Annotated in this window: 31 protein-coding genes; 17 read left to right on the top strand and 14 right to left on the bottom strand. The window is 59.2% G+C overall.

Annotation, left to right across the window (positions count from 1 at the left end; genetic code table 11):
* Positions 1 to 4: 4 nt before the first annotated feature.
* Positions 5 to 844, bottom strand: a complete 840-nt coding sequence (locus tag ASC96_RS21440; RefSeq protein WP_060505616.1) for a lysophospholipid acyltransferase family protein — start codon at positions 842 to 844, stop codon at positions 5 to 7.
* A 148-nt stretch (positions 845 to 992) separates the two neighbouring features.
* On the bottom strand, positions 993 to 2,981 hold the full coding sequence (gene thrS, locus ASC96_RS21435) for a threonine--tRNA ligase (RefSeq protein WP_060505133.1): 1,989 nt from the start codon (positions 2,979 to 2,981) through the stop codon (positions 993 to 995).
* Positions 2,982 to 3,206: 225 nt separating this feature from the next.
* Between thrS and ASC96_RS21430 the strand changes: the two genes are divergently transcribed.
* Positions 3,207 to 4,082 carry a helix-turn-helix domain-containing GNAT family N-acetyltransferase gene (locus ASC96_RS21430; RefSeq protein WP_060505132.1) on the top strand — a complete coding sequence of 292 codons (876 nt, stop codon included), beginning with the start codon at positions 3,207 to 3,209 and terminating at the stop codon, positions 4,080 to 4,082.
* A 140-nt stretch (positions 4,083 to 4,222) separates the two neighbouring features.
* Here the strand turns inward: ASC96_RS21430 and ASC96_RS21425 are convergent, their stop codons facing one another.
* Positions 4,223 to 4,864: a dihydrofolate reductase family protein gene (locus ASC96_RS21425; protein ID WP_060505131.1), complete on the bottom strand. Its 642-nt coding sequence runs from the start codon at positions 4,862 to 4,864 to the stop codon at positions 4,223 to 4,225.
* Positions 4,865 to 5,009: 145 nt separating this feature from the next.
* On the opposite strand from ASC96_RS21425, the gene ASC96_RS21420 reads away from it, so the two are divergent.
* Positions 5,010 to 5,360 carry a metalloregulator ArsR/SmtB family transcription factor gene (locus ASC96_RS21420; RefSeq protein WP_060505130.1) on the top strand — a complete coding sequence of 117 codons (351 nt, stop codon included), beginning with the start codon at positions 5,010 to 5,012 and terminating at the stop codon, positions 5,358 to 5,360.
* A complete protein-coding gene (locus tag ASC96_RS21415; RefSeq protein ID WP_060505129.1) occupies positions 5,344 to 5,823 on the top strand; it encodes an SRPBCC domain-containing protein in 480 nt (159 codons plus the stop codon). Before ASC96_RS21420 ends, ASC96_RS21415 begins: the two co-directional genes overlap by 17 nt.
* Before the next feature lie 254 nt (positions 5,824 to 6,077).
* Here the strand turns inward: ASC96_RS21415 and ASC96_RS21410 are convergent, their stop codons facing one another.
* From ASC96_RS21410 to ASC96_RS21400, 3 genes are read right to left on the bottom strand one after another with little or no spacing between them, the layout of a single operon-like run.
* The gene (locus tag ASC96_RS21410; RefSeq protein ID WP_082512216.1) at positions 6,078 to 6,605 is read right to left on the bottom strand and encodes a DUF1697 domain-containing protein; all 528 of its coding nucleotides are present in this window, start codon (positions 6,603 to 6,605) and stop codon (positions 6,078 to 6,080) included.
* Positions 6,606 to 6,609: 4 nt separating this feature from the next.
* Positions 6,610 to 6,981, bottom strand: a complete 372-nt coding sequence (gene yidD / locus ASC96_RS21405) for a membrane protein insertion efficiency factor YidD (RefSeq protein WP_060505128.1) — start codon at positions 6,979 to 6,981, stop codon at positions 6,610 to 6,612.
* A 1-nt stretch (position 6,982) separates the two neighbouring features.
* On the bottom strand, positions 6,983 to 7,432 hold the full coding sequence (locus tag ASC96_RS21400; RefSeq protein ID WP_060505127.1) for an iron-sulfur cluster assembly scaffold protein: 450 nt from the start codon (positions 7,430 to 7,432) through the stop codon (positions 6,983 to 6,985).
* A 340-nt stretch (positions 7,433 to 7,772) separates the two neighbouring features.
* Between ASC96_RS21400 and folE the strand changes: the two genes are divergently transcribed.
* The 3 genes from folE (at position 7,773) to ASC96_RS21385 (ending at position 10,049) form a co-directional block, all read left to right on the top strand.
* Positions 7,773 to 8,390 (top strand): GTP cyclohydrolase I FolE, encoded by a 618-nt coding sequence (gene folE, locus ASC96_RS21395; protein WP_060505126.1) that lies wholly within the window; start codon positions 7,773 to 7,775, stop codon positions 8,388 to 8,390.
* A 23-nt stretch (positions 8,391 to 8,413) separates the two neighbouring features.
* Positions 8,414 to 8,866: a phosphoribosyl-AMP cyclohydrolase gene (gene hisI, locus ASC96_RS21390; RefSeq protein WP_060505125.1), complete on the top strand. Its 453-nt coding sequence runs from the start codon at positions 8,414 to 8,416 to the stop codon at positions 8,864 to 8,866.
* 211 nt (positions 8,867 to 9,077) lie between these two features.
* Positions 9,078 to 10,049 (top strand): patatin-like phospholipase family protein, encoded by a 972-nt coding sequence (locus ASC96_RS21385; protein ID WP_060505124.1) that lies wholly within the window; start codon positions 9,078 to 9,080, stop codon positions 10,047 to 10,049.
* A 77-nt stretch (positions 10,050 to 10,126) separates the two neighbouring features.
* Here the strand turns inward: ASC96_RS21385 and ASC96_RS21380 are convergent, their stop codons facing one another.
* Both ASC96_RS21380 and ASC96_RS21375 read right to left on the bottom strand, forming a co-directional pair.
* The gene (locus ASC96_RS21380) at positions 10,127 to 10,555 is read right to left on the bottom strand and encodes a CBS domain-containing protein (protein WP_060505123.1); all 429 of its coding nucleotides are present in this window, start codon (positions 10,553 to 10,555) and stop codon (positions 10,127 to 10,129) included.
* Between the two features lie 254 nt (positions 10,556 to 10,809).
* Entirely contained in the window at positions 10,810 to 11,544 is a 735-nt protein-coding gene (locus ASC96_RS21375) for a rhomboid family intramembrane serine protease (protein WP_060505122.1), read from the bottom strand.
* A 426-nt stretch (positions 11,545 to 11,970) separates the two neighbouring features.
* On the opposite strand from ASC96_RS21375, the gene ASC96_RS21370 reads away from it, so the two are divergent.
* Positions 11,971 to 12,615, top strand: a complete 645-nt coding sequence (locus ASC96_RS21370) for a PAS domain-containing protein (RefSeq protein ID WP_060505121.1) — start codon at positions 11,971 to 11,973, stop codon at positions 12,613 to 12,615.
* Positions 12,616 to 12,705: 90 nt separating this feature from the next.
* Positions 12,706 to 13,314 carry a PilZ domain-containing protein gene (locus ASC96_RS21365; protein WP_060505120.1) on the top strand — a complete coding sequence of 203 codons (609 nt, stop codon included), beginning with the start codon at positions 12,706 to 12,708 and terminating at the stop codon, positions 13,312 to 13,314.
* Between the two features lie 304 nt (positions 13,315 to 13,618).
* Here ASC96_RS21365 and ASC96_RS21360 read toward each other — a convergent pair whose 3' ends face one another.
* Positions 13,619 to 14,005, bottom strand: coding sequence for an ester cyclase (locus tag ASC96_RS21360; protein ID WP_060505614.1), 387 nt, complete (start codon positions 14,003 to 14,005; stop codon positions 13,619 to 13,621).
* Positions 14,006 to 14,510: 505 nt separating this feature from the next.
* Between ASC96_RS21360 and ASC96_RS21350 the strand changes: the two genes are divergently transcribed.
* Positions 14,511 to 15,119: a transglutaminase-like cysteine peptidase gene (locus tag ASC96_RS21350; protein ID WP_060505118.1), complete on the top strand. Its 609-nt coding sequence runs from the start codon at positions 14,511 to 14,513 to the stop codon at positions 15,117 to 15,119.
* Positions 15,120 to 15,262: 143 nt separating this feature from the next.
* On the opposite strand, the gene ASC96_RS21345 is transcribed toward ASC96_RS21350, so the two are convergent.
* Positions 15,263 to 15,595 carry a hypothetical protein gene (locus ASC96_RS21345; protein WP_060505117.1) on the bottom strand — a complete coding sequence of 111 codons (333 nt, stop codon included), beginning with the start codon at positions 15,593 to 15,595 and terminating at the stop codon, positions 15,263 to 15,265.
* Between the two features lie 141 nt (positions 15,596 to 15,736).
* Between ASC96_RS21345 and ASC96_RS21340 the strand changes: the two genes are divergently transcribed.
* The 3 genes from ASC96_RS21340 to ASC96_RS21330 all read left to right on the top strand — a co-directional run bounded on the left by ASC96_RS21340 (position 15,737) and on the right by ASC96_RS21330 (position 18,504).
* The gene (locus ASC96_RS21340; RefSeq protein WP_060505116.1) at positions 15,737 to 16,471 is read left to right on the top strand and encodes a hypothetical protein; all 735 of its coding nucleotides are present in this window, start codon (positions 15,737 to 15,739) and stop codon (positions 16,469 to 16,471) included.
* A gap of 213 nt (positions 16,472 to 16,684) precedes the next feature.
* Positions 16,685 to 18,154: a D-alanyl-D-alanine carboxypeptidase gene (locus ASC96_RS21335; protein ID WP_244482248.1), complete on the top strand. Its 1,470-nt coding sequence runs from the start codon at positions 16,685 to 16,687 to the stop codon at positions 18,152 to 18,154.
* Between the two features lie 83 nt (positions 18,155 to 18,237).
* Positions 18,238 to 18,504, top strand: a complete 267-nt coding sequence (locus tag ASC96_RS21330; protein ID WP_060505114.1) for a hypothetical protein — start codon at positions 18,238 to 18,240, stop codon at positions 18,502 to 18,504.
* Positions 18,505 to 18,567: 63 nt separating this feature from the next.
* Here ASC96_RS21330 and ASC96_RS21325 read toward each other — a convergent pair whose 3' ends face one another.
* Both ASC96_RS21325 and ASC96_RS21320 read right to left on the bottom strand, forming a co-directional pair.
* Positions 18,568 to 19,005 carry a DUF1489 family protein gene (locus ASC96_RS21325; protein WP_060505113.1) on the bottom strand — a complete coding sequence of 146 codons (438 nt, stop codon included), beginning with the start codon at positions 19,003 to 19,005 and terminating at the stop codon, positions 18,568 to 18,570.
* Positions 19,006 to 19,076: 71 nt separating this feature from the next.
* Positions 19,077 to 20,477: an L-serine ammonia-lyase gene (locus ASC96_RS21320; protein WP_060505112.1), complete on the bottom strand. Its 1,401-nt coding sequence runs from the start codon at positions 20,475 to 20,477 to the stop codon at positions 19,077 to 19,079.
* Positions 20,478 to 20,732: 255 nt separating this feature from the next.
* Between ASC96_RS21320 and ASC96_RS21315 the strand changes: the two genes are divergently transcribed.
* The 3 genes from ASC96_RS21315 to ASC96_RS21305 all read left to right on the top strand — a co-directional run bounded on the left by ASC96_RS21315 (position 20,733) and on the right by ASC96_RS21305 (position 22,995).
* Entirely contained in the window at positions 20,733 to 21,425 is a 693-nt protein-coding gene (locus tag ASC96_RS21315; RefSeq protein WP_060505111.1) for a DUF599 family protein, read from the top strand.
* Between the two features lie 85 nt (positions 21,426 to 21,510).
* Positions 21,511 to 22,518 carry a DUF1624 domain-containing protein gene (locus tag ASC96_RS21310; RefSeq protein ID WP_060505110.1) on the top strand — a complete coding sequence of 336 codons (1,008 nt, stop codon included), beginning with the start codon at positions 21,511 to 21,513 and terminating at the stop codon, positions 22,516 to 22,518.
* Between the two features lie 3 nt (positions 22,519 to 22,521).
* Positions 22,522 to 22,995, top strand: a complete 474-nt coding sequence (locus ASC96_RS21305; RefSeq protein WP_060505109.1) for an isoprenylcysteine carboxylmethyltransferase family protein — start codon at positions 22,522 to 22,524, stop codon at positions 22,993 to 22,995.
* 4 nt (positions 22,996 to 22,999) lie between these two features.
* On the opposite strand, the gene ASC96_RS21300 is transcribed toward ASC96_RS21305, so the two are convergent.
* Both ASC96_RS21300 and mgtE read right to left on the bottom strand, forming a co-directional pair.
* Positions 23,000 to 23,386 carry a MerR family DNA-binding transcriptional regulator gene (locus tag ASC96_RS21300; RefSeq protein ID WP_060505108.1) on the bottom strand — a complete coding sequence of 129 codons (387 nt, stop codon included), beginning with the start codon at positions 23,384 to 23,386 and terminating at the stop codon, positions 23,000 to 23,002.
* A gap of 165 nt (positions 23,387 to 23,551) precedes the next feature.
* Entirely contained in the window at positions 23,552 to 24,979 is a 1,428-nt protein-coding gene (gene mgtE / locus ASC96_RS21295; RefSeq protein WP_060505107.1) for a magnesium transporter, read from the bottom strand.
* A gap of 256 nt (positions 24,980 to 25,235) precedes the next feature.
* Here mgtE and ASC96_RS21290 point away from each other — a divergent pair, with 256 nt between their 5' ends.
* Positions 25,236 to 25,742 carry a peptide deformylase gene (locus tag ASC96_RS21290; RefSeq protein WP_060505106.1) on the top strand — a complete coding sequence of 169 codons (507 nt, stop codon included), beginning with the start codon at positions 25,236 to 25,238 and terminating at the stop codon, positions 25,740 to 25,742.
* A 200-nt stretch (positions 25,743 to 25,942) separates the two neighbouring features.
* Positions 25,943 to 26,215: a hypothetical protein gene (locus ASC96_RS21285; RefSeq protein ID WP_060505105.1), complete on the top strand. Its 273-nt coding sequence runs from the start codon at positions 25,943 to 25,945 to the stop codon at positions 26,213 to 26,215.
* The last annotated feature ends 55 nt before the right edge of the window (positions 26,216 to 26,270 follow it).

Here is a 26,270-nt window from a genome sequence, read left to right as displayed (position 1 = left end):
ACGGTTACGACGCCCGGCTGAGAAACCGGCGGCGTGGCGGTGCCATGCAGAACACGCCGTCATAGATCCGCGTCAGGATATCCTTGCGGTCGGCAATGGCGCTCAGTTCTTCCCAGGCAATCAACTGGCCGATGCGCGACGAGATCGTCGTACCGGAAAGACGGCGGAACTCGCGGATCAACAGCGAGATACGCAGCGTCATCGACACCTTGCTCGCTAGGTGAAACAGCCTGCCGTTCTGGCCTTCGAAATAGATCGGGATAACGCTTGCCTTGGCGGTCTGGATGAGTTTTGCCGGAAACATCTTCCACGGCAGGTCTTCGGCCCTGCCGAATCCCTTTCTTGCCGTGGCGACGCCGCCGGCCGGAAAGACGATCAGGGTGACGCCTTCCTTCAGCAGCCGCACCGCTTCGTGGCGCGTCTGCATGTTGATCGCCAGCGCTTCCTTGGTTTCCTCAAACGAGATCGGCAGCGAATAGGGCGCCATTTCCGGCACCTTCAAGAGTTCGTTGTTGATCAGCACGCGGAACGGGCGGCCAAGCTGTTCGGCCAGCGACAGAACGGCAATGCCGTCGCCGATGCCGAAGGGATGATTGGCGACGATGACAACAGGGGTATCCGGCAGATGGCGCGGCGGCCATTCGCCCTGGATGCGGACGCGCACATTGATCAGATCCAGCATTTCCCCGAAAATCCGGTCGCTCTTGCCGACGATTGTATCGCGCCATTGCGTGTAGAGCCTGGCATAGCGATTGCGCCCGGCAAGCCCTTCCATGGAACGGATAAACCAACGTTTTAGCCGTCGATCGTTCTCGTTGGCGTAAGACAGCTCTTTGAACTGCACGTTGTTCCCCGCTCCATGAAAGCTGCGCCGATAGAGGCGCAGCAGCGTCATCCGGATAATCTGCGAATGTTACAGTTTTCTGACAATAGACTGAAGGTGCGGTCCTGCCACACCTTCTTTATTAGATCATACACAACTTAGCGAATGATCAGGCGGAAGCCTTGCTCCGGCGTTCGGCCTTGCGCTTTACATCCGGCGGCGTTGCTTCCGACACCAGCGAGGCAATGGCGTCGTCCAGCGTCATCGGTGTCTGTGCCTGCGAGCCCAAGCGGCGGATGTTGACCGTCCGCTCTTCGGCTTCGCGCATGCCGCAAACGATGATCACCGGAACCTTGGTGACCGAATGCTCGCGGACCTTGTAGTTGATCTTCTCGTTGCGGAAGTCGGTCTCGACCTGAAGACCGGCATCGCGCAGCAGTTCGGCAACTTCACGGCCGTAATCGTCGGCTTCCGACGTGATGGTGGCGACGACGACCTGCAGCGGCGAGAGCCACAGCGGGAAATGGCCGGCGAAATTCTCGATCAGGATGCCGAGGAAACGTTCCATCGAGCCGCAGATGGCGCGATGGATCATCACCGGCTGCGTCTTTTCCGAGTTGCTGTCGATATAGAAGGCACCGAAGCGTTCCGGCAGGTTGAAGTCGACCTGCGTCGTGCCGCACTGCCATTCACGGCCGATGGCGTCCTTCAGCGTGTATTCGAACTTCGGGCCATAGAAAGCGCCCTCGCCCGGCAGGATGCCGGTCTTGATGCGGCCTTCCGACTGCTGTTCGATCGTCTTCAGCACGTCCATCATGACGCTTTCGGCACGATCCCAAAGGGCATCGTCGCCAACGCGCTTTTCCGGACGGGTCGACAGCTTGACCACGACTTCCTTGAACCCAAAATCCTGATAGACCGACAGGATCAGGTCGTTGATGCGCAGGCACTCCGCCGCCATCTGCTCGTCGGTACAGAACACATGCGCGTCGTCCTGCGTGAAGCCGCGCACGCGCATCAGACCATGCAGCGCGCCCGAAGGCTCGTAGCGGTGAACGTTGCCGAACTCCGCAAGCCGGATCGGCAGTTCGCGGTAGGATTTCAGGCCATGCTTGAAGATCTGGATATGGCCGGGGCAGTTCATCGGCTTCAGCGCAAAAACGCGCTCGTCGTCGGTTTCGTCACCGGCGACCGTCACCTTGAACATGTTGTCGCGGTACCAGCCCCAGTGACCCGAGGTTTCCCAGAGCGACTTGTCGAGCACCTGCGGCGCGTTGACTTCCTGGTAAGTGCCAGCCAGACGGCGGCGCATATAGGCAACCAGCGTCTGGAAGACGCGCCAGCCCTTGCCGTGCCAGAAGACGACACCCGGGCCTTCTTCCTGGAAATGGAACAGGTCCATTTCGCGGCCAAGGCGGCGGTGGTCGCGCTTTTCGGCTTCGGCCAGGATATGCAGATACTGGTCGAGTTCTTCCTGCGTACGCCAAGCCGTGCCGTAGATGCGCGTCAGCATCGGGTTGTTTGAGTCACCGCGCCAATAGGCACCGGCCACCCGCATCAGCTTGAAGGCATTGCCGATCTGACCGGTGGAGGCCATATGTGGACCACGGCAGAGATCGAACCAGTCGCCCTGATAGTAAATCTTCAGGTCCTGATCGGCGGAAATCGCATCGACCAGCTCGACCTTGTAGGCTTCGCCCTTGTCGGCAAACACCTGACGCGCCTTGTCGCGCGGCCAGATTTCCTTGGTGAAAGGCTTGTTGCGCTGGATGATCTCCTTCATCCGCTTTTCGATCTTCGGCAGATCGTCGGGCGTGAAGGGCTCGTTCTTGGCAAAATCGTAATAGAAGCCGTTCTCGATCACCGGGCCGATGGTCACCTGCGTGCCGGGCCACAATTCCTGCACGGCCTCGGCCATGACGTGGGCGGTATCGTGGCGGATCAGCTCCAGGGCGCGGGCATCTTCGCGGGTGACGATCTCGAGCTTGCCGGTGACGACGGGATCGGACAGGTCGCGCAGCTCACCATCCAGCGCGATCGCGATGGCCTTCTTTGCAAGCGACTTGGAGATCGATTCGGCAACTTCGCGTCCCGTCGTGCCAGCGGCATAACCGCGGACGGAACCATCGGGAAATGTAAGGGAAACAGCGTCAGACATGTTTTCTTCCTTGTCCAGTCCCGCCAACGAATGCGGGTGGTGTACGGTGAAGGCCGGCAAAGCCGGCGCGTGCGGTGCGCGGTATAGAGGGAAAACGGGGCGATTGGAAGAGGTGTGAACCCAGTGGCCGTTTCGCGGCGCACCTGCCATACCAGCAAGCCAAAACGCATGGGCTCGATCATACCGAAATTGACAGAGGCAATTACCTGACTTAAGTCAGACAATATGACCCATGATCCTATCTCCCGCGTTCGCCGCTTCAACCGTGCCGTCACCGCCGAAGTCGGCGCTCTCGACACATCGTTCCTTGGGCGCGGCCGTCCGCTGGGCGCCGCTCGTGTTCTCAATGCGATCGGCCAGGGGCAATCCGAAATAGCCGCTATTCGCGATTATCTCAGTCTCGATTCGGGCCTGATGAGCCGCCTGCTGCGCGGTCTGGAAGACGAAGGCCTGATCGAGACGGTGCCGGATCAACAGGATGCGCGCCGCCGCGTCGCGCGATTGACCGATACCGGCCGCTCCGAATTCCAAGAATATGAAGCCCTGTCGAATGCCCAGGCGAAAACATTCCTGACACGCCATAGCAGCCCGGAGCACCTTCTCCGGGCCATGGACATCGTCGCCAGTTCCCTGAGGCGTGACCACATCGCGCTCGAGGAGAAAGATCCCCGCCATGAGGACGCCCTGTACTGTCTGGGCGAATATTACGGCGAACTCGCCCGCCGCTTCGACAACGGCTTTGATGTATCGCTGTCCCGTGATCCCGACGCCAAGGACATGATCCGTCCGCGCGGGGCGTTCCTGGTCGCCATGTCGGATGGCCTGCCGGTCGGATGCGTCGGGTTGAAAGGCAGCGGCGGCGATGTCGCGGAGATCAAAAGGCTCTGGGTCGCACCTTCAGCGCGTGGCCTTGGGCTCGCCAAACGCCTGATGACATCAGCCGAGGCCATTGCCCGTGACCTCACCATCAAAATCCTTCGTCTGGATACCAACAGCGCATTGCCGGAAGCAAAACAGCTTTATCGCGGCACCGGCTGGACCGAGATCGACCGCTTCAACGACGATCCGTACCCGGACACTTTTTTTGAGAAGCGGATTTAGAGGGCGGCGCAGGGCTGAAGGGAAACGGGGATTGGATGTTTGAAATTAAAGAGCCGCTATTGGGGCCGTAATGCGAGAAGCGGATGCCTGAGTTAGGGTATGGCTGTGATTGACGGTCCAAGATCGACCCAGCTCAGGACCTAGCGTTGGAAGGTGATGTGGATGGTGCCACTCTCGGCCGTTTCCGACTTGACCGTATATCCGCCCTCCAGACCACGCAGATCGTCCCAAAGGCGTATGCCCCGCCCCAACAGAATCGGCACAATGGCAACATGCAGGCGGTCGACAAGTCCGGCCTTCAGATAGTCGCGCACCATGCTGGGGCCGCCGCCAATTCTGACATCCTTGCCGTTGGCAACGCTTGTGGCCTGCTGCAGCGCGTCAACAGGGTTCGTCTCTATGAAGTAGAACGTGGTGCCACCCGCCATTTCGATGGCGGGGCGAGGCTTGTGGGTCAGCACAAAGACCGGGCAGCGGAACGGCGGTTCGTCGCCCCACCACCCCTTCCAGTTCGGGTCATCAGGAAAGTTATGCAGGCCGAATTTACCGGCCCCCATGATTTCCGCGCCGATATTGTCGAAGTAATCCTGCGCATACTTATCGTCTATGCCAGTGGTGCCTTTGCCGCTGACGTCCTTGAGCACGCGCTCCTGGAATGTCCTGGTCGCGACGTAGGCACCGACAAGGCGCATCCAGTCTTCACCAAATGGTTTTTCGGGGGTTTGATCAGTGGTTGTCGCGAAGCCATCAAGCGAAATGATAAGATCGACACGAACGGCCATTCGAACACTCCTTCTGAAAGTTTGAAGCCGCCTCGATATTTGGCGACCATACACTAAGGTGTTTGCCTTTGTATTTTACGCCAAATAGAAAGGCAAGTACCTAATTATTATTGACCCACATCCTGATCCGTTCTAACTGAGTCAAATGCCTCACCATTCTGCCCCACTCGATCTTGCCTTTCACGCGCTCAGCGACCCGACCCGCCGCGCGGTGGTGTCGCGGCTGGTCGAGGGCGAGCTGCCGGTAACCGCACTGGCCGAGCCATTCGACATGGCGCTGCCCTCCTTCGCCCAGCATCTCAAGGTACTGGAGGATTGCGGATTGATCGTCAGCGAGAAACGTGGGCGCAGCCGCTGGTGCCGGCTGGAGCGGGCGCGCTTTTCCGAGGCGGCAAACTGGATGGAAGCGGAGCGCCGACGCTGGGCCGAGCGGCTCGACCGGCTGGAAACTTATTTGGACAGGACGGAAGAGAACAACGATGGAAAAGCTGTTTGAAACCTGGTCGCTCGACCGTGAGATCGTGCTGGTGAAGGTGCTGAAGCACCCGCGGCATAAGGTCTTCGCCGCGTGGATGGACCCGAAAGCGTTGGCGCAATGGTACGGTCCGGCTGGCCTGACTATCGAGAGCCACAACGCCGACATCCGCGAGGGCGGGGAATGGCGCTTCGACATGGTGGGCGTGTTTGAAGGCCGACAGCAGCGCTTCGCCAATCTCATGCGCTTCTTGAAGGTCGTTCCGAACGAGCTGATCTTGGTAGACTATGGCACCCCGGACCCCAACGATCCGGAACGCTTCTACATGACGATTACCTTCGATGAGCAGACCGACGGCAAGACCGTGCTGACCATGCGCCAGCTTCACCCAAGCCGCGAACGTCGCCAGGTGGTCGTTGGTTTTGGCGCGGTGGAGTACGGCTTGCAGACGCTTGATAGCCTCGTCACTTGGTTGGACGGTTGAACGCTGCTCATCTGGATAAGTCGGCAGTCGCCGCACCATCGTGTCCATAAACGACGTCTTTCAGGAGTTTGCAGTTCAATATCCGACATTGGGGCAAGAGCGGACAATCGTGGATATGGAGAGGAATACCTGCATTGGTGCTGAGCGCTCTCCAAGCAACGTGACACCCTCCCCCGAGCAGACCGAAGAATGGTGTCGTGAATGTGAAGCCCTGCGGGACAGCGGCAACGCGCCTGAAAATCCGCAGCCCCGCCTCAGCCGAGCATGGCGCAAAGCCCGTTGACGGTGTTGGCGTTGCGTGTTGTGCCGATGCCGAGCTTCTTCGTGGTTAGATGCGACAGCAGTTTCGTCCCGCTCGGTTTGCCGGCGAAATCGATCCAGAGGTCGCCACCGACAACGGCCAGCCGGATCTGCGGTTCGGCGATGCGCGCAAGCGGTGCCAGCGCGGCCTCGGCCAGCGGCTTTCGCATCACCCGCACCACGACATTGCCACCCTCGCCCTCAGCAAACGGGTTGTCCGCGGCAAGCCGCCTCCAGTCGCCTGCGGTGCACACGATGATATCGACATGTTTGCCGAAGCGCGCACGAAAGGCGGTCTCCAACCGCTCCTCGATCACGCAAACCGGCGCATCCTCCGCCGCAAAAACCAGATTGCCGGTGGAAACCAGCGTGCGGGCATCGGCAAAGCCCGCGTCCTGCGCCATCGCCCTCAGATCGGCCATGACGACGCGGCGTCCGGGGCCAAGCACGATCGAATGCAGCAGAGCGACATAGGTTGCCACAGCCTTATTCCCCCGCCGGCCGCGGCAGGCGCCAGAGCCGCCAGGGCTCCCACCAGCGCGCCGCGATACGGTCCGGCACCGGATCGAACCCGCTTGTGCCGCCGGGACCGCAGCGCATAAACCGGAACAGCACCATCCAGCCACCCGGCCAGAAGCCATGACGGGCGATGGCCTCATAACCATATTCGGAACAGGTGGGGATATGGCGGCAGGAATTGCCGATGAAGCCGGAGAGCGTCAACTGGTAGAGCCGGATGAAGGCCATGCCGAACAGCCGCCCCGGCGTCTTGCGGAACGGCCCTGCATAGTTGCGGCCCGAATAGGGCCGCTTGGCCGGAGCTTCCTCATGGCCCTGACATCCCGGCTTGCCGCACATCTCAGACGGCAGCCTTGACCGAACGGGACGCTTCGATCTGGCTGATCGCATCGACGACAGCGTCGAAGGTCAACATGGTCGAGGCGTGGCGGGCCTTGTAATCCTTGACGGGTTTCAGAAAGCGCATGTCTTCGAAACGGCCCGATGGCCCCTCGCCGTCCGCCTTCAGCATCGCCAGCATGTCTTCGCGTGCCTTTCGGATTTCAGCCGATGTCGCACCGACCACGTGGCGGGCCATGATAGAGGACGAGGCCTGTCCCAGAGCGCAGGCTTTTACCTCATGGGCGAAGTCGGCAACCGTGTCTCCCTCCATTTTCAGATAGACGCGGACTTTCGAGCCGCACAGCTTGGAATAGGCGCTTGCCTCGGCATCGGGATCGGCAAGCGTGCCAATTTCCGGGATATTGCCGGCGAACTCCAAGATCCTGCTGTTATAGATTTCATCCATCATTCGGCGCGATCCGCTTGTTTTTGCGCGTTTTCAGGCAAACGGCGCATGATTTTCTATCGTATCTCAGAAAAAAACACAGTGTCTCCATCTGCGCCCCTTTCACATGCATCCCGGCATATTATATGCTATGTCTTGAGGGGGCGACAGGTTCGCAAGAGCGAACAGTCGCCTGTTGTTTGGGAAACCGTGCCGGATGATCCAGAGCCCTTAACCTCTGCAAATCAAAAAGCTCCGGAGCCCGCCGACGGAAACCAGGCCTGAAAACATCAGGTCAATGGCCAGTGGCGAGTTGTCCGAAAAGATAAACGTCAAGTAACACCTGTTACGCCAAGAGGCCATTATGGACGCCATAGTCAAGAATTTTCCCGCCGTGCCCGCCGTTGACGGCCGGCCGAGCCAAAAGGAAGCCGAGGACGCCGTGCGCGTTCTCCTGCGCTGGGCCGGTGACGATCCGGCGCGCGAGGGGCTTCTCGACACCCCTTCCCGCGTTGCAAAGGCCTACAAGGAGCTCTTCTCCGGTTATGACCTTGCTGCCGAGGATGTGCTTGGACGCACTTTCGAGGAAGTCGGCGGCTATGACGACATCGTCCTCGTCAAGGACATTCCGTTCTTCTCGCACTGCGAACACCATATGGTGCCGATCATCGGCAAGGCGCACGTCGCCTACCTGCCGGAAGGCAGGGTACTTGGCCTGTCGAAAATCGCCCGTGTCGTCGATATTTTCGGCCGCCGCCTGCAGACGCAGGAAACCATGACGGCGCAGATCGCCAAGGCGATCGACGATACGCTGCAGCCGCGCGGCGTCGCCGTCATGATCGAAGCCGAGCATATGTGCATGGCGATGCGTGGTGTCCAGAAGCAGGGCTCGACGACATTGACCACCACCTTTACCGGTGCCTTCAAGACCGAGCCCGCCGAACAGGCCCGCTTCATGACCATGCTGCGGGGCTTCAAGTAAGCTCCGTCAACCGGAGCTTTCCGATGACAATTGAATTTGCCTCCCCGTCCAACGACAAGGCGGAACTGGAATCCGGTTCCGTGTTCACACCACGCTTCGATGCCAGCGGCCTGATTACCGCCGTTGTCACCGACGCCGGAGACGGCACGCTTTTGATGGTGGCGCATATGAACGCCGAGGCACTGGCGCTGACCATCGAAACCGGTGTTGCCCACTATTACAGCCGCTCACGCAAGAGCCTCTGGAAAAAGGGCGAAACGTCCGGTAACCTGCAAACAGTCGAAGAAATTCGCACCGACTGCGATCAGGATGCACTGTGGCTGAAAGTCCGTGTCGCCGGCCATGACGCAACCTGCCATACCGGCCGGCGCTCCTGCTTTTATCGTGCCGTTGGCGCCAAGGATGGTGTCACGTCACTTAACATCATTGATACCGAAATTCATTTCCATCCGGACGACGTCTACGGCAAAAATTAATCATCTGACGCTTTTTGGCTCAGTTTTTTCGGGGATTCACGATTTCGCAACCAGACTGGGAGCGTAATCCCGACAACAAGCATACGTTCCGCCGGGAACACCTGCACGGAACGCCCTCGAATAGATTGAGTTCTTACGGCATGCGCTTGCAACGCAGTAAAGCGAGACGTGACGGCCTGTAACAGTGTGTTCTGCGGCATGGAGGTGCCGGATGTTGAACTGGACATTCAATCGCAGCGGTATCACCGCAGATGCATCGGCCCCCGGCGGCCCTTCTCACGCGCTCAGCGTCCCTCCTCCCATCGAGACCAAACCGCAGAAATCGAAGATTGCCCTTGCGCTTGGTGGCGGTGCTGCCCGCGGCTGGGCCCATATTGGCGTGCTGAAGGCGCTGGACGAAGAAGGCATCGAAGTGGGCATGATTGCCGGCACCTCGATCGGCGCGCTGGTCGGTGGCTGTTATCTGGCTGGAAAGCTCGACGAGCTGGAAACCTTTGCCCGCTCTTTGACCATGCGGCGGATTGCCGGCCTGCTTGATTTCGCTATCGGTGGCGGCGGCCTGTTCGGTGGCCTGCGCCTGACCAAGCGGATGCAGGAACACCTGCAGGACATGTCGATCGAAAATCTCGACCGGACGTTCGTCGCCGTCGCGACCGAGGTCAATTCCGGTCACGAAGTCTGGATCGGTCAGGGCTCGCTGATCACCGCGATCCGCGCCTCCTATGCGCTGCCGGGCATCTTCGAACCGGTCAAATGCAACAATCGCACCCTGATGGATGGCGCGCTGGTCAATCCCGTGCCGGTATCGGTCTGCCGTGCCCACGAACAGCAGCTGGTCGTTGCCGTCAACCTGAATTACGATCTCTACGGCCGTTCCGCCGTCATCAAGCACAATGCCGGAAGCCAGACGGCCGAGCAGCCGCAAATGCAAAAACAGCAGGAAGGCCAGGCTGGACGGATGGGCATGACCAGCGTGATGGTCCAGGCTTTCAACATCATCCAGGACCGCATCTCTCGCGCACGGCTTGCCGGCGATCCGCCGGATCTGGCGCTGCATCCCAAGCTCAACGATATCGGCCTGTCGGAATTCCACCGCGCCGGTGAGGCAATCGATCGCGGCTATCACGAAACCAAGTCGAAGCTCAGCGAGTTGCAGCGGCTTCAGGATGTGATGCTGCGATAATTTCCGGCGTTGACACCCGGCACCTCTGCCGCGCGGCCCTGATGGCAGCGCGGCTTTTTTGTGCGCAATGGTTACGATTAACCAGCGATATACGCCTTGATCTGCTCGGCCTCGTGCTCGATCGCCCGGATGTGATGACGCACCGCATCGCCGATCGAGACGATGCCGACAAGGCGACCGTTCTTTTCAACCGGAAGATGGCGGGAGCGCATGTTGTTCATGATTTCCATGATGTCGTTGATGGTCATCTCCTCGGTGCAGCAGTACACCTTCGCCCACATGACGGAGGATACCGGCTTGTCGAGGCATTCGGCGCCGAACTTGGCCATCGCAGCGACCACGTCGCGCTCCGTCAGGATACCGGCGATCTTGTCACCCGGTTTGACGATGATAACGGCACCGATACGATTTTCACTCAGCAAGGCGACCGCTTGGCGCACTTTCGCCTGCGGATCGACCGTCACCACCTGACGGCCTTTTTCATTCAATATTGCCTTAACAGACATTCAAACCCTCCCGTTTCAGCGACCTGCATCTGACCGGGACATTGGCGAACCACAAAGGCGCTCCTCGCGCTGCGGTTATGGACCAACTCGCAAGACAGATATCATTCCTGTCGCGTTATCTGCCCATTGGCATCAAACCGGGGACCGCGCGGTTCACTGCCTTCGGACAGGAATGGTGCGCTACGGACCGGCGAAAATCAAGCGCTTCCGGTAAGATCGTCAATCTTTTGAAAGGCCGTAGCCCTCTTCTAGGATCACTGGCGGGGGTCGAAAAGGCCAAACAGCAGAAAGCCGAACAGGAAGCCGCCGATATGCGCTTCCCAGGCAATGCCCCCGGCCCCACCAAAGGCAAAGACGCCAAGGCCGATCAGGAAATTGGTCAGGAACCAGATGCCGGTAAAGACCACGACCGAGCGGTTCGACAGCGCTTCGCCGACGGTCAGCCGGCGGTTGAGATGGGCGAACTGGCGGCTGATGCGGCCGCTGGGAGAAAAGACGAACCGCGCTGCAGCCCCCATCAGCCCGGCGACCACGCCGGAGGCGCCAACGACAAAAATCGTTTCGCCCCAATGGAAGGCCACGTGCAGCGCGACCGCGGCGACAGCGGACAGGCACCAGAAAAGCATGAAACGCGCCGGACCGATCCGGCGAATGACCGGGGCGCCGAACGCCACCATCCAGAAGCCGTTGAAAATCAGGTGTTCCCAGGAACCATGCAGCAGCGAATATGTCAGGGGGCTCCAGAGCCAAGCAAGGTTCTGATCCGAAAACGGGTGATCATATCGTGCCGGCCAGAATGCGAAGTTCATGATCACTGCGCTATCCACGGCGGCCGAGAGCATATAGGTGCGCACCACATGAATGATCACAAGCAGCGCCAGCACGGCAACAAGACCTGACGGCAGATTGAACGCCGGTTCGCTGACCCGCGTTGCATTGTCTGCTTCCGTGCCCTGCGGCGGCGTTGCACCGTCGGTTTGGTCTGTCATCCTGCTCACAATTCCTTCCGCCCGCTCATCCTCAACCGGGCTCTCCTGCGTCGCTCTATACGATTCACGGCTGCGTCAAAAGCGGCGTGATGCGCGGCACTTGTTCGCACAGCTTGCGGGCGCAGATCAAATCAAAAGGATTTGCAAATTCGGCCGCAGATCTTCCGGCGAAAAAAAGGCCGTCCAGTCAAAAACTGAACGGCCGGTGAGCCCCCAAAAACCCCGAGCCCAAAGTCAGTGTGCCGAAGGCAACCCTTCGTGAAGTGATGTCCTTTCATGCCATCTGAGCCCGGCGCTTTCAATCTAAACCAAACATTAACCTTAATATCGGGCTGGCACGGATATCGCAACGTACCCCCTAAGGGAGCGTTTTCTCCCGCCGGATGTGCCAAAGCGGCACAAACATGTGTCAAATGGAATGAGAGCATGCGCAGCAAGACCGCTATCGAGATCTACGCCTATTGGGATGAGTTGCGGGGGCATCGCGAGGTGCCGGCCCGCAGCCAGATCGAGCCTGGTCATATTCGTAATATCCTGCCGGATCTCTTCATCCTGGAAAAGACACCGCGTGGCGATATCCGCTTCCGGCTTGCCGGCACCCGCATCTGTTCCCTGTTTGCGCGCGAACTGCGTGGCTCGGCATTCGATGCGCTCTGGCTTGCCGAACAGACCGGCCGTCTTGCCCGCATCGCGGAGGACGTGATGACGCAGAAGACGCCTGTCGTTCTCTCGGCCTCATCCCTTGCTGGCACGGCCGATCGTCTGCCCACAGAAATCATCCTTTTGCCACTGCTGTCGCCGGATGGAGCCGTAGACCGGATCATCGGCGCATTGGTGCCGCTGTCGAGACCACTCTGGCTCGAGGCGACGCCCGTCAACTACCTCGACCTTGACGGCATTCGCGTCCTCGATATCGCCAAGACCAACCTGTTCATGCAGAACCGCCCGGAAAAGCCCCTGCCCGCACCCCGCCAACCGGCCCTCCGTCAGCCAATGGGCGACCATAGTTTTGCCGGCGCGATCCGCCGCGTGCTGCATCTTCGGGTGTTCGAGGGCGGCCGAAGGGATTAACGCCAGTCAAATACCAAGCAACGCGAGAACCTTCTGTTAACCGGAAGCAGTTAAAGCTGTGGCCTGGATGGACATCGCACAAGTGTGGTCATGTATTCGTTTCAGCAGTCGCAGACGGCCGGCCCCAAGCAGCACAACGAAGGCGCTTTCCAGCGTGTTTCTGTGAACCTGACAGGCCGCCTGATGCTTGCCAACCATGACGAATTCGAGTGCACCGCCATCGACATGTCGCCGGGTGACGTGCTGTTCACTTGCGATGCACGGCCGCGCGCCGGCGAACGCATCATCGCTTATGTCGACCATGTCGGCCGCCTGGAGGGCACGGTTTCGCGCCTTGCCGAAAACGCCTTCGTCATCCAGATCAACGCCACCGACCGCAAGCGCGAAAAGCTTGCGGCTCAGCTAACCTGGATTGCCAACAAGCACGAACTGGGACTGCCGGAAGACCGACGCCACGACCGTCTGGCCCCGCGCAAGACCCGCACGGAAATCACCCTGGAAGACGGCAGCAAATATGTCTGCCGGATCATCGACCTTTCCCTGTCCGGCGCCGCCGTCGACATGGAGACCCGCCTGCCACTCGGCACGCCCGTTCTGCTCGGCAGCATGAAGGGCCGCGTCGTGCGCCATTTCCAGGAAGGCGTGGCGATCGAATTCCTCGGGATTCAGTCGCGCGAGGCTCTGCGCGAGTTTCTTTAACGCCGGGACGCTTTCGCTTGAAAGCCATGCGTGATTTTTTGCGCACCACTTCCGGCATATTTCCAGCAATGAACAAGACAGGTTGAGGCGATAGTCTCGCGCCCCTTTGCTCGTCTTTTCCTTCGCACGAGGCGCGGCTGGCGCTTTTTGCTTCTTCTTGCTCCGATTGGTTGCCATACATCGCGCCAGCCTTCCGCATCCGGAAAAGCTCTTCAGCAGCGGTTTCGCAGGCAAAGTCTCGCGGGCGATCGACCTTTTCGAGCACAATGTGATCGATGAGCATCCGGTCGGCAGGTGCAACGGATTAGAGTTGAGCTTCGATCGCCGTCTTGTCGATAACCGACCAGACATTCGCAATCTTCCCGCCCCGAAATTCGTAGAACACATTCTCGGCAAACGAGATTGTCCTGCCATTGACCGGCAGCCCCAGGAACATCGCTTCCGGCGTACAGTCGAACACCAACCGGCTTGCGACAAAAGGCGGATCAGCGATGAGCAGATGAACGTTGAACCGGAGATCGGGAATATCCCGGTAATCACCTTCAAGCATTTGGCGATAACCCGCCAATCCGATCTGCCGGCGGTTGTGGCAAGCCTCATCGGCGACAAATTTTCCCAAGTTCGACCAATCCTGCCCGTTCAGGCAGTCGATATAGTCCCTGTAAATATCCGACAGTTCGTTTTTCGTCACGGTGCCAGCCTCGCCTCGCGTTCCATGCGACCCAATATGATACAAATCCGGATGCAGTTCAGTGCCATTTCGATGACGAACAAAGTCCGGCCATGATTTTTCGTGCCAGAATATAAAATAAATTTCCGGTCGCTTGCAGCAAATCCAGACCAAAACCGGGGATATTTTTGGTAAATCAAGTCTAAACTGATCTCCACCCCTCCCCATCTGACGCCGCGGAATTTCAAATAGCGCATGGGCGACCGCGGGTTCGGAACCGGTGAAAATGGAAAAATATGAGCATTTACAGTAACATATATGGTTTCCAGGTTGTTAAGGACAGGCGCATCAAAGTGAGAATAGTTCAAATTTTAAACGTATTTGATTCAAATGTATTTCAATATTTATTCAAGTTTATTTTGAATTTTCTACTCATTTCACTTTGTTTTGCACTTTATTTTACTTCCAATTTTCGCGAGCAATAAAAAACTCGATGTCATTGTCACTCCAGAACGGGGAGACAAGCATGACAACGAAAACATTCCTGAAGGCCGTCATCATCGGCGCGTTTCTTTCTGCAGCAGCGGTGCAGTCGGCTTTTGCCCTGCCAGCCAACATGATCACCGGCGGCTCCACCAACCCGCCAGTCGGACATTATGAGTTCTGCCGCAGCCTGCCGCAGGAATGCCGCGCCAACCCGGACAAGAAGGGACCTCTGGTCCTGACGCGTGAGGGCTGGAAGAAAATTCTCGAGGTCAACTACGACGTCAACGAATCCGTGGCGCCGCTGACCGACAAGGAAATCTACGGCGTTGAAGAATACTGGGCCTATCCCGACAAGGTTGGCGATTGCGAAGACTACGTGCTTCTGAAGCGCAAGCGCCTGATCCAGGCCGGCTTTTCGCCCTCCGACCTGTTGATCACCGTCGTGCTGCAGCCGAATGGCGAAGGCCATGCCGTGCTCACCGTGCGGACCGACCGTGGCGACTTCGTCCTCGACAACATGCGCAACAAGGTGCTGCTGTGGTCGGAGACCGAATACACCTATCTCAAGCGCCAGTCGGAACAGCATTCCGGGCGCTGGGTCAAACTTCAGGACGGCCGCACCGTGGCGGTCGGCAGCGTCAGCCAGTAAGCCAGGCATAGCAGACATACGCAGCCCGGCTCAGGATGCCTGGGCTGCGTATAAAAAGGGCTTCGGTCAGTCCCCAATCCCCGTCCCAGACCAAGGCCCTGCTGGCCGGTTCCGCTGTCCCCGGAACCGGCCTTTTTCTATTATCAAAACAGCAGCGGGCCATCTAGAAACAGCAACCAGGTACTTTGGGCCACCAGCAGGCCGTAACAGCAGGCCCAGCCAGAGGCAATCACGCCGGCGACGGTGATTTCGACCGGCGATAGAGTACCTTCCAGGCGCATCCGCCAGGTGGCTTCAGCAAACAGGGCCGGCCCGGCAAACAGCGCCAAAAACATCGGAAAGGGCCGAAACCGCCCGGTCAACGCCCCATCGGTCACCGGCCAGTGCCGGCGCGCGGCGATGCGGCAGATATCCAGCACAAGGAAGGAGACTCCAAAACCGGCAGCAAGCAGAACGGGGATCGTTGCAATATTCATCGAAAATTAACCATGTTGGGCGAGCGTCAGCCTGTTACTCCCTATCAGCAAATTCCGTGCCGCCCTTTCCTGCTCCATTCCGGCACAAGCCAGTCCGGCGACGATACTTCCTGTTAACAATGACAAGACCGCGGACCATTCATGAAAGCCAATTCAGCGACCGCCGGCCAGGATGATCATGCTCCTTTAATCTCGCCGCGCTTTGTCTACAGGCTGACGGCTGCCGTCATCGGACTGGCAACCTTGACGGCTGCGATCAGCCTTGCCGGCCGCTGGTATGGAGAAAATCTGGCGCTGGCCGGACATACGACCAGCGCGGAACCTGCCGATATCCTCATCGGGCAGGATCACCTGCGGCTTGCCTCCAATTACATCCGCTTCGAACAGCAGCGCATGACCGGCCGGGCCGAACGCGTCGACCTCTACCTGACCTGGCCGGGACTTCAAGGATATACCGACGAGACGCGCGCCCTGTTCAACGATATCAACAAGCCGGAATCGCTGCTTTTCCTCGACATTTCCCAGAGCACGATGTCCCGCGACATGTCGGGACGGATCGAGCCAATCTACCAGCATCTTTTCAGCGGTACGATCCTGCCGGGACCGGCTGGACTGGTGCGTCACGAAATGAAACAAAATTCCGGCTATGGACAGGAAGTCTTTTTTACGGCGAACCGGGATGGCGATACGCCCTACGCCGTTCGCTGCATGATGCCGGCAACGCCTGCCCTGTCGACCAGCGCCGATTGCCAGCGCGATATTCACATCGGCCGCGATCTTGTTGTGCTTTACCGCTTTTCCAGCCAATTGCTGCCACAATGGCAAGCCATCGACACCGCCATCGCAACTTTCCTGAACGATAGGCTCATCCCTTGAATGTCACTGCCTTACCTTGCCTGAGCTTCACTTGCGAAGTTCAGGGCCAGCGGATCGACTGTACCGAAATGCAAAAGAAGACGTCAGACAGCAGAAACCAATCATTCATCATAAACCGATTGGTAACGCTATCCCGATAGAGTTTCGAGAACGGTCGTTTTCGGCAGGCCACGCCCGGACGGCATCTGTGAAAATAGAATGAAGAGTAGTGTAGTGTCCAAATCCATATTCAACGGCTCCGCTCCATACGCGCCTGCGCTATTCTTCAAGAAAGCGTGCCGGGTTCTGCTGGTATCGCTGGCCGCTACGTTTACGGCGATCCCCGCCGCCTTTGCCGCGCAATATGCGGGTATCGTCGTTGATGCGAAGACCGGCAAGGTTCTGTATAGCGAAAACGCCGACAGCCTGCGCTATCCGGCTTCGCTGACCAAGATGATGACGCTCTACCTCACCTTCGAGGCGCTGGAAGCCGGCAAAATCAACGAGAATACGCCCGTTCCGTTCTCGAAGAACGCATCGGCCGAGCCGCCATCGAAACTCGGCGTGCGCTCCGGCAACTCGATCACCGTCGAGCAGGCCATCCTTTCGATGGTCACACGCTCCGCCAATGATTCATCGACCGCACTCGGCGAACTGCTCGGTGGTTCCGAAGAGCGCTTTGCCCGGATCATGACCAACAAGGCGCGTGCGCTCGGCATGACCCGCACCACTTATCGCAACGCCAACGGCCTGCCGAACGACGCGCAGATGACGACAGCGCGCGATCAGGCGCGGCTCGGCATGGCGCTTCGCCAGCATTTTCCGCAGTATTATTCCTATTTTTCGACCCGCAGCTTCCGCTTCGGCAAGCAGACGATCGGCAATCACAATCGCCTGCTTGGCAATGTCCGCGGTGTCGATGGCATCAAGACCGGCTATACGCGGGCTGCCGGCTTTAATCTGGTAACCTCAGCCCAGGCTGACGGCCGCAGCATTGTCGGCGTCGTCATGGGCGGCAAGTCCGGTGGTGCCCGTGACGCGCAGATGCGCGCCCTCGTGGCCAAATACATGCCGGCAGCGTCGCGCCGCGGCGGTGGCAATCTCGTTGCCGAAACGGCTGATGCACCGACCATGCAGACGGCTCAGGCTGTCGCACAGCCGGTCGAAACCGCTGTTGCCGCGACCGGTGGCAGCTTCAACCTCCCGAGCAACGGTCCGGTTCCGGATTTCCGCTACAGCGGCGAGACCACCAAGAGCATCGAAGTTGCCTATGCAGCGCCGGTCAAGGCCAGCGCCAACCCGCTGCTGACCCAGAAAGTCATGCCGAACACGCTGGAAGCGCAGAGCCGCAAGCTCGCCAAGGCGGCTCCGGTTCCGGCTGCCGATGTCGACAACCAGATCACCAATTCGGTTGCCAAGCCCGCCGCTGAAACAGCTGCCGTTGCCGACAATGTACCGGCCGGCTGGGTAATCCAGATCGGTGCGACACCGGACAAAGCCCAGGCCATGACATTGCTCGATAATGCCAAGGACAAGGGCGGCAAGGCTCTGCGCGGCGCAACCCCGTTCACGGTGGCATTCGCCAGTGGTGACAGCCAGCTCTACCGGGCACGCTTCGGCGGCTTCTCGGACCAGAACAAGGCGGTTTCTGCCTGCAAGACTTTGAAAAGCAAGGGCTTCGCCTGCTGGGCAAGCGCCCAGTAACGATATCACACAGTTTCGATCAGCGGCGTGTTGTGTTTACCGCTGGTCCTCCTCGGATTTGGTTTTGCGTAACGAGGTTAGTTATGGGAATGAATGAGAATGGATCGGGCATGACGCCCGCACCGGACAAAAAGCGGAAATCGCCGCGCTCCGGCCTGCACCCCTTGCACGAAGCCGCCATGCGGATCGCCGAACTCGGCAGCCGCCCCCGGTCGAAGACCAAGGATCTGGTGACACTGCTTCTGACGCACGGGGCACGGGCATGGCGCTCGACACAGCCAGATGCACAGATCCACGTGCACGTGACCTCGCCCTCGGGACGCTACCCGATCCGGCTGCGGATCCGGTAAAACGGCATGGAATAACGATCAAAGCCCGGTTTTGCCGGGCTTTTCGCATTTTGATGTCAGCTTTTAGAGAAGGCCCAGTTCGGCCAGTTCGCGGCGCAGTTCCAGCGGCAATTCTTCGGCACCGACGCCCAACGCCGCCAGATCGCGCGGCGCCTCATTGTCCTGAAGATAACGCCAGCCCTGAAAAGCACGACGGGGCTGATAGGCCGTTTCGACGACGTCAGGGCCGAGGATCAGGTTGCAGCGGCCGATCCCCTCGCCGTCGGTGAAGGTTTCGATGCCGGTCAGCCGCTGGCGGGCCTGCACCTGCCCCTTGATCACCCAATAGAGCGATCCGCCTTCCAGCAATTCTTCGACACGCTTCGGCACCATGCGTGTCGTATGATAGGAATGTGGTTCGAGACCCGCGGCAACCGCCACGGCTGCCTTGCGCGACACCCATTCGCGAAGGTCATCGATCGATTCTGCGCCGACGCAGAGCTTGATAAGATGCAAGGCCATGGCCGGAGTTGAATACCCGCACAGCGGTCGCGGTCAAGCCCGTTCTGCCCCGCTCCACAGGTGCGTGCCCGTCAGCACTCGACAACGTTGACGGCAAGGCCGCCTGTCGACGTTTCCTTGTATTTATCGTGCATATCGACACCGGTCTGGCGCATCGTCTCGATGCAGGCGTCGAGCGGCACGAAATGCTGGCCGTCGCCCTTGATCGCCAGTGAAGCAGCCGTGACCGCCTTGACCGCGCCCAGCGCATTGCGCTCGATACACGGAACCTGGACGAGACCGGCGATGGGATCGCAGGTCATGCCAAGATGGTGCTCCAGCGCGATTTCCGCCGCATTCTCGATCTGCTCCGGGGTGCCGCCCATGACGGCGGCAAGGCCCGCTGCCGCCATCGCCGAGGCCGAACCGACCTCGCCCTGACAGCCGACTTCGGCACCGGAAATGGATGCGTTGAACTTGATGATGCCGCCGATCGCCGCCGCCGTCAGCAGATAGTCGCGGATGCCGTGATGATCGGCATCCTCGTGAAAATGCAGATAGTAGCGGATCGTTGCAGGCACCACACCGGCGGCACCGTTGGTCGGCGAGGTGACGACGCGACCGCCGGCGGCGTTTTCCTCGTTCACCGCCATGGCGTAGACACTCAGCCAGTCGTTGGCGAGCAAGGGGTTGATCTTGTTGGAGCGCCATTCGTCCTGCAGCTTGTCATGGATCATGCCGGCGCGGCGGCGGACTTTCAAGCCGCCAGGAAGGATGCCGGACCCGGTCAGGCCACGATCGATACAGCTTTTCATCGCCGCCCAGATCCGGTCGAGGCCTTCGTCGAGTTCTTCGGCGGGCATCGAACATTCCTCGTTCGCCCGCTTCATCTGGGCAATAGACAGGCCGGAATGCCGCGCCATATCAAGCATCTGCTTTGCCGTCGAGAAAGGATAGGGAACCTTGACGCCGCCGGGCTTGGTCTTGCTGGCCTTCATGGCCTCCAACTCGGTATCGGTGACGACGAAGCCGCCGCCGATGGAATAATAGACGCGCTTCAACAACAGGCGGCCATCCTTGTCGAACGCAGAAAAGGACATACCATTGGCATGACCGGGCAGCGGTACCTTCTTGTCGAAGACAAGATCTGTCTTCGGCTGGAACTCATAGGACGGATGCCCGGCCGGGGTGATGCGCCCGGTGCGCTCGACTTCCTCAATGATCGGATCCATCCGGTCGGGGTCGACGCGGTCCGGACGCTCGCCCATCAGGCCAAGGATCACCGCCCTGCCCGTTCCATGGCCGATGCCGGTAAAGGCGAGCGACCCGTGCAGGCTCGACTTGATGGAAGTGATGGTGGCATTGGCCGGGCGCGGCCAGTCGCTCGACAGGATCAGATCGAGAAAGCGGTTTGCCGCCGACATCGGTCCCATCGTGTGCGAACTGGAGGGGCCGATACCAATCTTGAAGACATCAAAAACCGAAAGAAACATGCGAACTCCGCCCGGGGACTGCTGGACCGGACAAGATTGCCGGACCACGATCATTGCATCAAAACTAGGCCATCCTGTGCCTGCCATCAGGCGATCAACCGACATCCGCTTCCGTGCGTGCGACACGAACGGCGGCCGGGTGGCTGTAGCACGATTCCTCCTTCATAATTCGCCATGCCCAGCCATCGATTTCAAGGTGCTGGGTAAACTTTCGCGATACCTTGCAATTTCGGCAAAGCATGCCAAAAACGAGCCATGACAATCGTCGACTATATCGCACTGACCGTTTTCGCGCTGCTGTGGACCAGCTACAACTGGGCCACGGACGGCAAGGTGCATCTCAAGCGCATCTCGCTGACGCGTCTGATGATGGACAACAGGCGGCGCTGGCTGATGAACTCCCTTAACCGCGACTTGAAGATGATCGATACCCAGATCGTCGCCGGATTACAGGCGGGGACCGCATTCTTCGCCTCGACGACGATCTTTGCGCTGGGTGGCTGCTTTGCTCTTCTGGGCGCCACGGATCAGGTCCAGGCGATCATGGGCGACCTGCCTTATGTCTTCCAGGGCGGGCGCACGGCCTTCGAGCTGAAAGTCGGCGGTCTTGCCTGCCTGTTTGCCTATTCTTTCTTCAAGTTTGCCTGGTCCTACCGCCTGTTCAACTATTGCTCCATTCTCGTCGGCAGCATCCCGATGATGTCCGACCTGATACAGGACCGGGCCGGTGCAGAGCGTGCGGCCGAACGGGCCGTGAAGATGAACATTCTGGCCGCCAAGAATTTCAATGCCGGGCTGCGCAGCGTCTTCCTGTCGATTGGCTATCTCGGCTGGTTCATCAGCCCTTATGTCTTCATTGCGCTGACAATCTTCGTCATTTTCGTCCTGGCCCGCCGCCAATTCTATTCGGAAGCGCGCGAAGCCCTTCTTGACGACACAAACCCCTGAAAGTCTCGGGCGGCAAGCCATGTGACGCGTTGCGCCTGACGCAAGCTCGCCGCGCGATAATCACGCCATTCGAAAAGATAGAGCCATGTCGATACCCAACGCAGTCACCGAAACCGACAACGGGACGGCACCGCCGGTGGCCGCTGAAAAGCGAGGCCGCATCTGGGCGATCGATGCGCTGCGCGGGTTTGCATTGATTGCAATGGCGACCTATCACTTCTCCTGGGATCTGGAATATTTCGGCTATCTCGATCCAGGCACGGTCGGCACCGGCGCATTCAAGATCTACGCAAGGATGATCGCCAGCAGCTTCCTGTTTCTGGCGGGCCTCGGGCTTGTGCTCGGCCACTATCCGGTCTTCAAACCCCGGTCCTTCGCCATCCGCTTTGCCAAGATCGCTGCTGCTGCGCTGGTTATCACCATCGCCACCTGGTTTGCCTTTCCCGATGGCTTCATCTTCTTCGGCATCCTGCATGCAATTGCGGCAGCAAGCGTCATCGGCCTGCTTTTCCTGCGCCTGCCGACGATCCTGACGCTTCTGGTGGCCGCTGCCGCCTTTGCCGCACCGTTCTACCTGCGGTCACCCGTTTTCGACACGCCGGCGCTCTGGTGGGTCGGGCTGTCGGAAACCCTGCCACGCTCGAACGATTACGTGCCGCTGCTTCCCTGGCTGGCACCGTTCCTCACCGGTATCGCATTCGCGCGCATTGCGCTGAGCTTCGGGTGGTTCGAAAAACTGCGCACCGATGGCAGCGCCCGGTGGAAGAGGATCCTGACCGCAGCTGGCCGTCACAGCCTGATCATCTACCTCGTGCACCAGCCGCTGTTGTTTGCGCTGGTCTATGTCTATGCGCTGGGTTTCCCGGCGGCCAAACCCGACCCGGTGGAGACCTATCAGAACAATTGCGTCGCCTCCTGCAGCCTGCAGGAAAGTGCGGCGCTCTGCACCACCTTCTGCAGCTGCACGCTGGACAAACTGATGGAAGAAAACCTCTTCGCACCGCTGAACGAAGGCAAAATCGACGTCAAGACGGATGAGCGTATTGCGCGAATCGCCGGTCAATGCACCATGGAGTCACAACCCAAGGAATAGGATATGAACGCCTATCGCGCCAAGCCGCTGACCTACCCCTGGCCACCATTTCTCTATATGGCAGCCTTTGCGGGAGCGGTCGCCTTGGGGCGGATGCTGCCGATTGCGATTGTCCACGACCATGGTTGGTTTCCCTGGCTGTCTGGCTGCGCGCTGATCGCTGTTGCGGCCTGCCTGGACGCCTGGGCGGTGAAGACGCTGATCGAACGGCGAACAGCGGTTCTGCCGCATCGCTGTTCCTCGCATCTGGTCACCTGCGGACCTTACTATTTCACCCGTAATCCGATCTATCTCGGCTACACATTGATGATGGTCGGTTTCGGGCTGATCACACTCAATCCCTGGTTTTTCATTATGGCAATTGTTGCTGTTGCGCTCATGACGATGTTTGCCATCCGCAACGAAGAACGCCATCTGCTGTCGCGCTTCGGCTTCGAGTTCGAACGCTACTGCCGCACCACCAGCCGGTGGATTTGACCGCTCAGGTTCCGACGCCGATTTCGGCGAGCCGGGTCAGACAGGCTTCCTCGACATTGCCGAGTTCCTCCAGCGTTTCCTCGATGTCCTTGCGCTTCTGATTGAGTTCTTCGCGCTTTTCCTCGACACGCTTCATCAGCAGGCGCAATTGACCAGCCTCGCCCGGCGGATCCCGGTAGACCTGGATAATTTCGCGGATTTCAGCGATGGTGAAGCCGATACGGCGGCCGCGCAGGATTTCCATGATCAGGCGGCGATCTGCCGAACGGAACAATCGGGTCCGGCCCCGCCGCTCCGGGTGGATCAGCCCCTCGTCCTCGTAGAAGCGCAGGGTGCGGGTGGAAACCCCGAATTCCCGTGTCAGCTCTGTAATGGTATAATACTTGTTCACGCCTGCCTCGCCCTACACCGCAAGCGGGACAATCAGGCGACATGCGCCGGATAATACTGCTGCGATTGAAGTGTCGCACCGGAACTCTGCCTGAAATGAAGCGGCACCGATGTCCAAAAGGCAGATTGATTGACTTTGACGTAAAAGTCAAATTTTCACGTGGCGTCAACCAACCCGAAACCACCACGTCGCCAGCCCCAGGAAGGCGAAGAAGCCGGTGACGTCAGTGACTGTCGTGACGAAAACGGCCGAGGAGACGGCCGGATCGGCGCCGAAGCGGTCAAGCAGCAACGGAATCATGATGCCGGCAAGTGCCGCGGCAATCATATTGATCAGCATCGCAGCCGCGATGATACCGCCGATATTGTAATCCTGGAACCAGGCGCCGGCGACAACGCCGATCAGAATGCCAAACAGCATGCCGTTGAAAAGGCCGACCCCGGCCTCGCGGCGAACGACGCGCCAGGCATTGTGAATATCAAGATCGCGTGTGGCAAGCGCACGCACCGTCACCGTCATCGTCTGCGAACCGGCATTGCCGCCCATGCCGGCAACGATCGGCATCAATACGGCAAGGGCAACGATCTGCTGGATTGTCGCCTCAAACAGGCCGATGACCGATGCAGCCAGAAATGCGGTGAAGAGATTGACCATCAACCACGGGACGCGCGAGCGCGACGCGCTGCCGATCGAATCAGACAGTTCTTCGTCGCCGACGCCACCAAGGCGCATCAGGTCCTCTTCGGCTTCTTCCTGGATGACGTCAACGACATCATCGATGGTCAAAACCCCGACCAGCCGGTTGTTCTCATCGACCACCGCCGCGGAAAGAAGATCGTACTGCTCGAACAGCTGGGCAGCCTCTTCCTGGTCCATCTCGGCCGGCACCGGGTGGTTGGTTTCGCGCATGATCGTCTCGATCTTGACCGAGCGTTTGGTGCGCAGCACGCGGTCGAGATCAAGCGCCCCCAGCAGCTTGAACGTCGGATCGATGACGAAGATCTGGGTAAAGCTCTCCGGAAGGTTTTCGTCTTCGCGCATGTAGTCGATAGTCTGGCCGACCGTCCAGAACGGCGGCACCGCGACGAATTCCGTCTGCATGCGGCGGCCGGCCGTGCTTTCGGGATAATCAAGAGACCGTCTCAGCCGCACCCGCTCGGTAAACGGCAGCTTCGACAGGATCTCTTCCTGGTCCTCCTGATCGAGGTCTTCCAGAATGTAGACCGCATCATCGGAATCCATTTCGCCAAGGGCGGCGGCGATCTGCTCGTTGGGCAGGTGCTCGACGATATCGAGGCGGATCGCCTCATCGACCTCGGTCAGCGCCGAAAGGTCGAAATCGTCGCCCAGAAGCGACACCAGCGCCCGGCGCTGCTCCGGCTGGATGACCTCCAGAAGGTCGCCCATTTCGGACGCGTGCAGCCTTGCGACGTGCTGGCGCAGATAAAGAAGATCACGATCGGCAATGGCGGCACCGACATGCATCAGATAGTCGGAGCGCACCGACCCGTCTTCGCCGTAAATATCGGAGCCATCATAGACATCGGCTTCTAAGGGATTACGGTCCTTGTCCTGGTCGCCGGTACTGCTCATGTGCCCGCCTCAAAAGATTTGCAGCCATCCAAGGCGCCGGCATAAAACCGGGCGGGAGCAGGAAGGCAATGTCATAGACCGGTGGTCGCGGTGACCTTGAAAAAGCAAACCGCCTGTCTCTGCTAACCCAACAAACCCGGGAGGTCCACAACCCGATGCCCTGACAATTCGGTCCTGCTGCTGTTTTTGTGCAAGCTGTTGCAAAATCATATGAAATGTTTAGCTCTGGCGAAGCGAAAAACCATGGAGCCTGCCCTTGCCCCGAAGACCGATCCTGCGTTTTCCCCATCCGCTTCTATCCGTGCCAGCCAGCCCGGTGGTGCAATTCGGCACGGAGCTTGCAGCACTGGCGTCAGACCTTTTCGACACCATGCGGGCAGCCCCCGGTATCGGCATCACGGCGCCGCATGTCGGCGTGCTGCAACGCTTGACGGTGATTGAACTCGACGCTCAGTCCGGCGCTAGAATCTACGTCAATCCGGAAATCACAGGGTCATCGGCTGAAACGGTATCGCATGCCGAAGGCAGCGTCTCCATGCCGGGCATCAGCGAAGACGTGATCCGGCCGAGCCAGGTCCGTGTCCGCTATCAAACGTTACTTGGCGAGGTGAAGGAAGACCAGGCCGATGGCCTCCTGTCCATCTGCCTCCAGCACGAGATCGATCAACTCGACGGCATATTCTGGCTTCAGAGATTGTCGCGCCTGAAACGCGACAGAGCGATCAAGCGTTTCGCCAAGCAGGAGAAGGCGGCTGATTCTTGAACGCAACACTGAGATGTGCCGGAGTACAAAGCGGGTGTCTGGTACAGGTCGCGCTTCGACTATGCCCATTGGCAATCAAGCGTTGCCTCAAGCGAGACAGACACACAGATGCGCGACTGGATCCCAGCGTTCGATTTCACGCTGGCGCGATTTAATTAGCGGAGTATAAAATAAGGCAGAACGATAGGAGGAGGCCTGCAATGAGATGGGGCATGATAATGGTGGCAGCGGTACTGCTTGCCTCCTGCACTGCTGTGGAGGTTGAGCCGATCCCTGGCAGCATCACCTATAACGGCCAGCCACGCACCAAATTGACGAAGTCGCCAGCCGGCAGCACGTTCAGTCACACCTTCCACGACCAGCGGGGCAACTACTGGAGCGAGACCTATCAGATACAGCCGGATCGCTCGCTCAAAATCATTTCAAGACGCAGAGCGGAAGATTTCAGGCTGAATGATAATGGCGGATTGTAAACGGACGAACGGCGGGCTCTTTGCTTTCCACCGCAGCCTCGTCTGTTTGTGAAGC

Source organism: Rhizobium sp. Root1204, from assembly GCF_001424965.1.
GTDB lineage: Bacteria > Pseudomonadota > Alphaproteobacteria > Rhizobiales > Rhizobiaceae > Pararhizobium.
This window is presented reverse-complemented; position numbering and strand designations above follow the sequence as displayed.

Excerpts from the sequence above, each read along its gene's own strand:
- ASC96_RS21305 (WP_060505109.1), top strand. The coding sequence starts at position 22,522 with ATGAACGCCTATCGCGCCAAGCCGCTGACCTACCCCTGGCCACCATTT.
- yidD (WP_060505128.1), bottom strand. The coding sequence starts at position 6,981 with ATGTGCGGCAAGCCGGGATGTCAGGGCCATGAGGAAGCTCCGGCCAAG.
- ASC96_RS21365 (WP_060505120.1), top strand. The coding sequence starts at position 12,706 with ATGTATTCGTTTCAGCAGTCGCAGACGGCCGGCCCCAAGCAGCACAAC.
- ASC96_RS21385 (WP_060505124.1), top strand. The coding sequence starts at position 9,078 with ATGTTGAACTGGACATTCAATCGCAGCGGTATCACCGCAGATGCATCG.
- ASC96_RS21375 (WP_060505122.1), bottom strand. The coding sequence starts at position 11,544 with ATGACAGACCAAACCGACGGTGCAACGCCGCCGCAGGGCACGGAAGCA.
- thrS (WP_060505133.1), bottom strand. The coding sequence starts at position 2,981 with ATGTCTGACGCTGTTTCCCTTACATTTCCCGATGGTTCCGTCCGCGGT.
- ASC96_RS21340 (WP_060505116.1), top strand. The coding sequence starts at position 15,737 with ATGAAAGCCAATTCAGCGACCGCCGGCCAGGATGATCATGCTCCTTTA.
- ASC96_RS21345 (WP_060505117.1), bottom strand. The coding sequence starts at position 15,595 with ATGAATATTGCAACGATCCCCGTTCTGCTTGCTGCCGGTTTTGGAGTC.
- mgtE (WP_060505107.1), bottom strand. The coding sequence starts at position 24,979 with ATGAGCAGTACCGGCGACCAGGACAAGGACCGTAATCCCTTAGAAGCC.
- ASC96_RS21325 (WP_060505113.1), bottom strand. The coding sequence starts at position 19,005 with ATGGCCTTGCATCTTATCAAGCTCTGCGTCGGCGCAGAATCGATCGAT.
- ASC96_RS21350 (WP_060505118.1), top strand. The coding sequence starts at position 14,511 with ATGACAACGAAAACATTCCTGAAGGCCGTCATCATCGGCGCGTTTCTT.
- ASC96_RS21330 (WP_060505114.1), top strand. The coding sequence starts at position 18,238 with ATGGGAATGAATGAGAATGGATCGGGCATGACGCCCGCACCGGACAAA.
- hisI (WP_060505125.1), top strand. The coding sequence starts at position 8,414 with ATGACAATTGAATTTGCCTCCCCGTCCAACGACAAGGCGGAACTGGAA.
- ASC96_RS21400 (WP_060505127.1), bottom strand. The coding sequence starts at position 7,432 with ATGATGGATGAAATCTATAACAGCAGGATCTTGGAGTTCGCCGGCAAT.
- folE (WP_060505126.1), top strand. The coding sequence starts at position 7,773 with ATGGACGCCATAGTCAAGAATTTTCCCGCCGTGCCCGCCGTTGACGGC.
- ASC96_RS21285 (WP_060505105.1), top strand. The coding sequence starts at position 25,943 with ATGAGATGGGGCATGATAATGGTGGCAGCGGTACTGCTTGCCTCCTGC.
- ASC96_RS21310 (WP_060505110.1), top strand. The coding sequence starts at position 21,511 with ATGTCGATACCCAACGCAGTCACCGAAACCGACAACGGGACGGCACCG.
- ASC96_RS21415 (WP_060505129.1), top strand. The coding sequence starts at position 5,344 with ATGGAAAAGCTGTTTGAAACCTGGTCGCTCGACCGTGAGATCGTGCTG.
- ASC96_RS21370 (WP_060505121.1), top strand. The coding sequence starts at position 11,971 with ATGCGCAGCAAGACCGCTATCGAGATCTACGCCTATTGGGATGAGTTG.
- ASC96_RS21315 (WP_060505111.1), top strand. The coding sequence starts at position 20,733 with ATGACAATCGTCGACTATATCGCACTGACCGTTTTCGCGCTGCTGTGG.
- ASC96_RS21320 (WP_060505112.1), bottom strand. The coding sequence starts at position 20,477 with ATGTTTCTTTCGGTTTTTGATGTCTTCAAGATTGGTATCGGCCCCTCC.
- ASC96_RS21380 (WP_060505123.1), bottom strand. The coding sequence starts at position 10,555 with ATGTCTGTTAAGGCAATATTGAATGAAAAAGGCCGTCAGGTGGTGACG.
- ASC96_RS21430 (WP_060505132.1), top strand. The coding sequence starts at position 3,207 with ATGACCCATGATCCTATCTCCCGCGTTCGCCGCTTCAACCGTGCCGTC.
- ASC96_RS21420 (WP_060505130.1), top strand. The coding sequence starts at position 5,010 with ATGCCTCACCATTCTGCCCCACTCGATCTTGCCTTTCACGCGCTCAGC.
- ASC96_RS21425 (WP_060505131.1), bottom strand. The coding sequence starts at position 4,864 with ATGGCCGTTCGTGTCGATCTTATCATTTCGCTTGATGGCTTCGCGACA.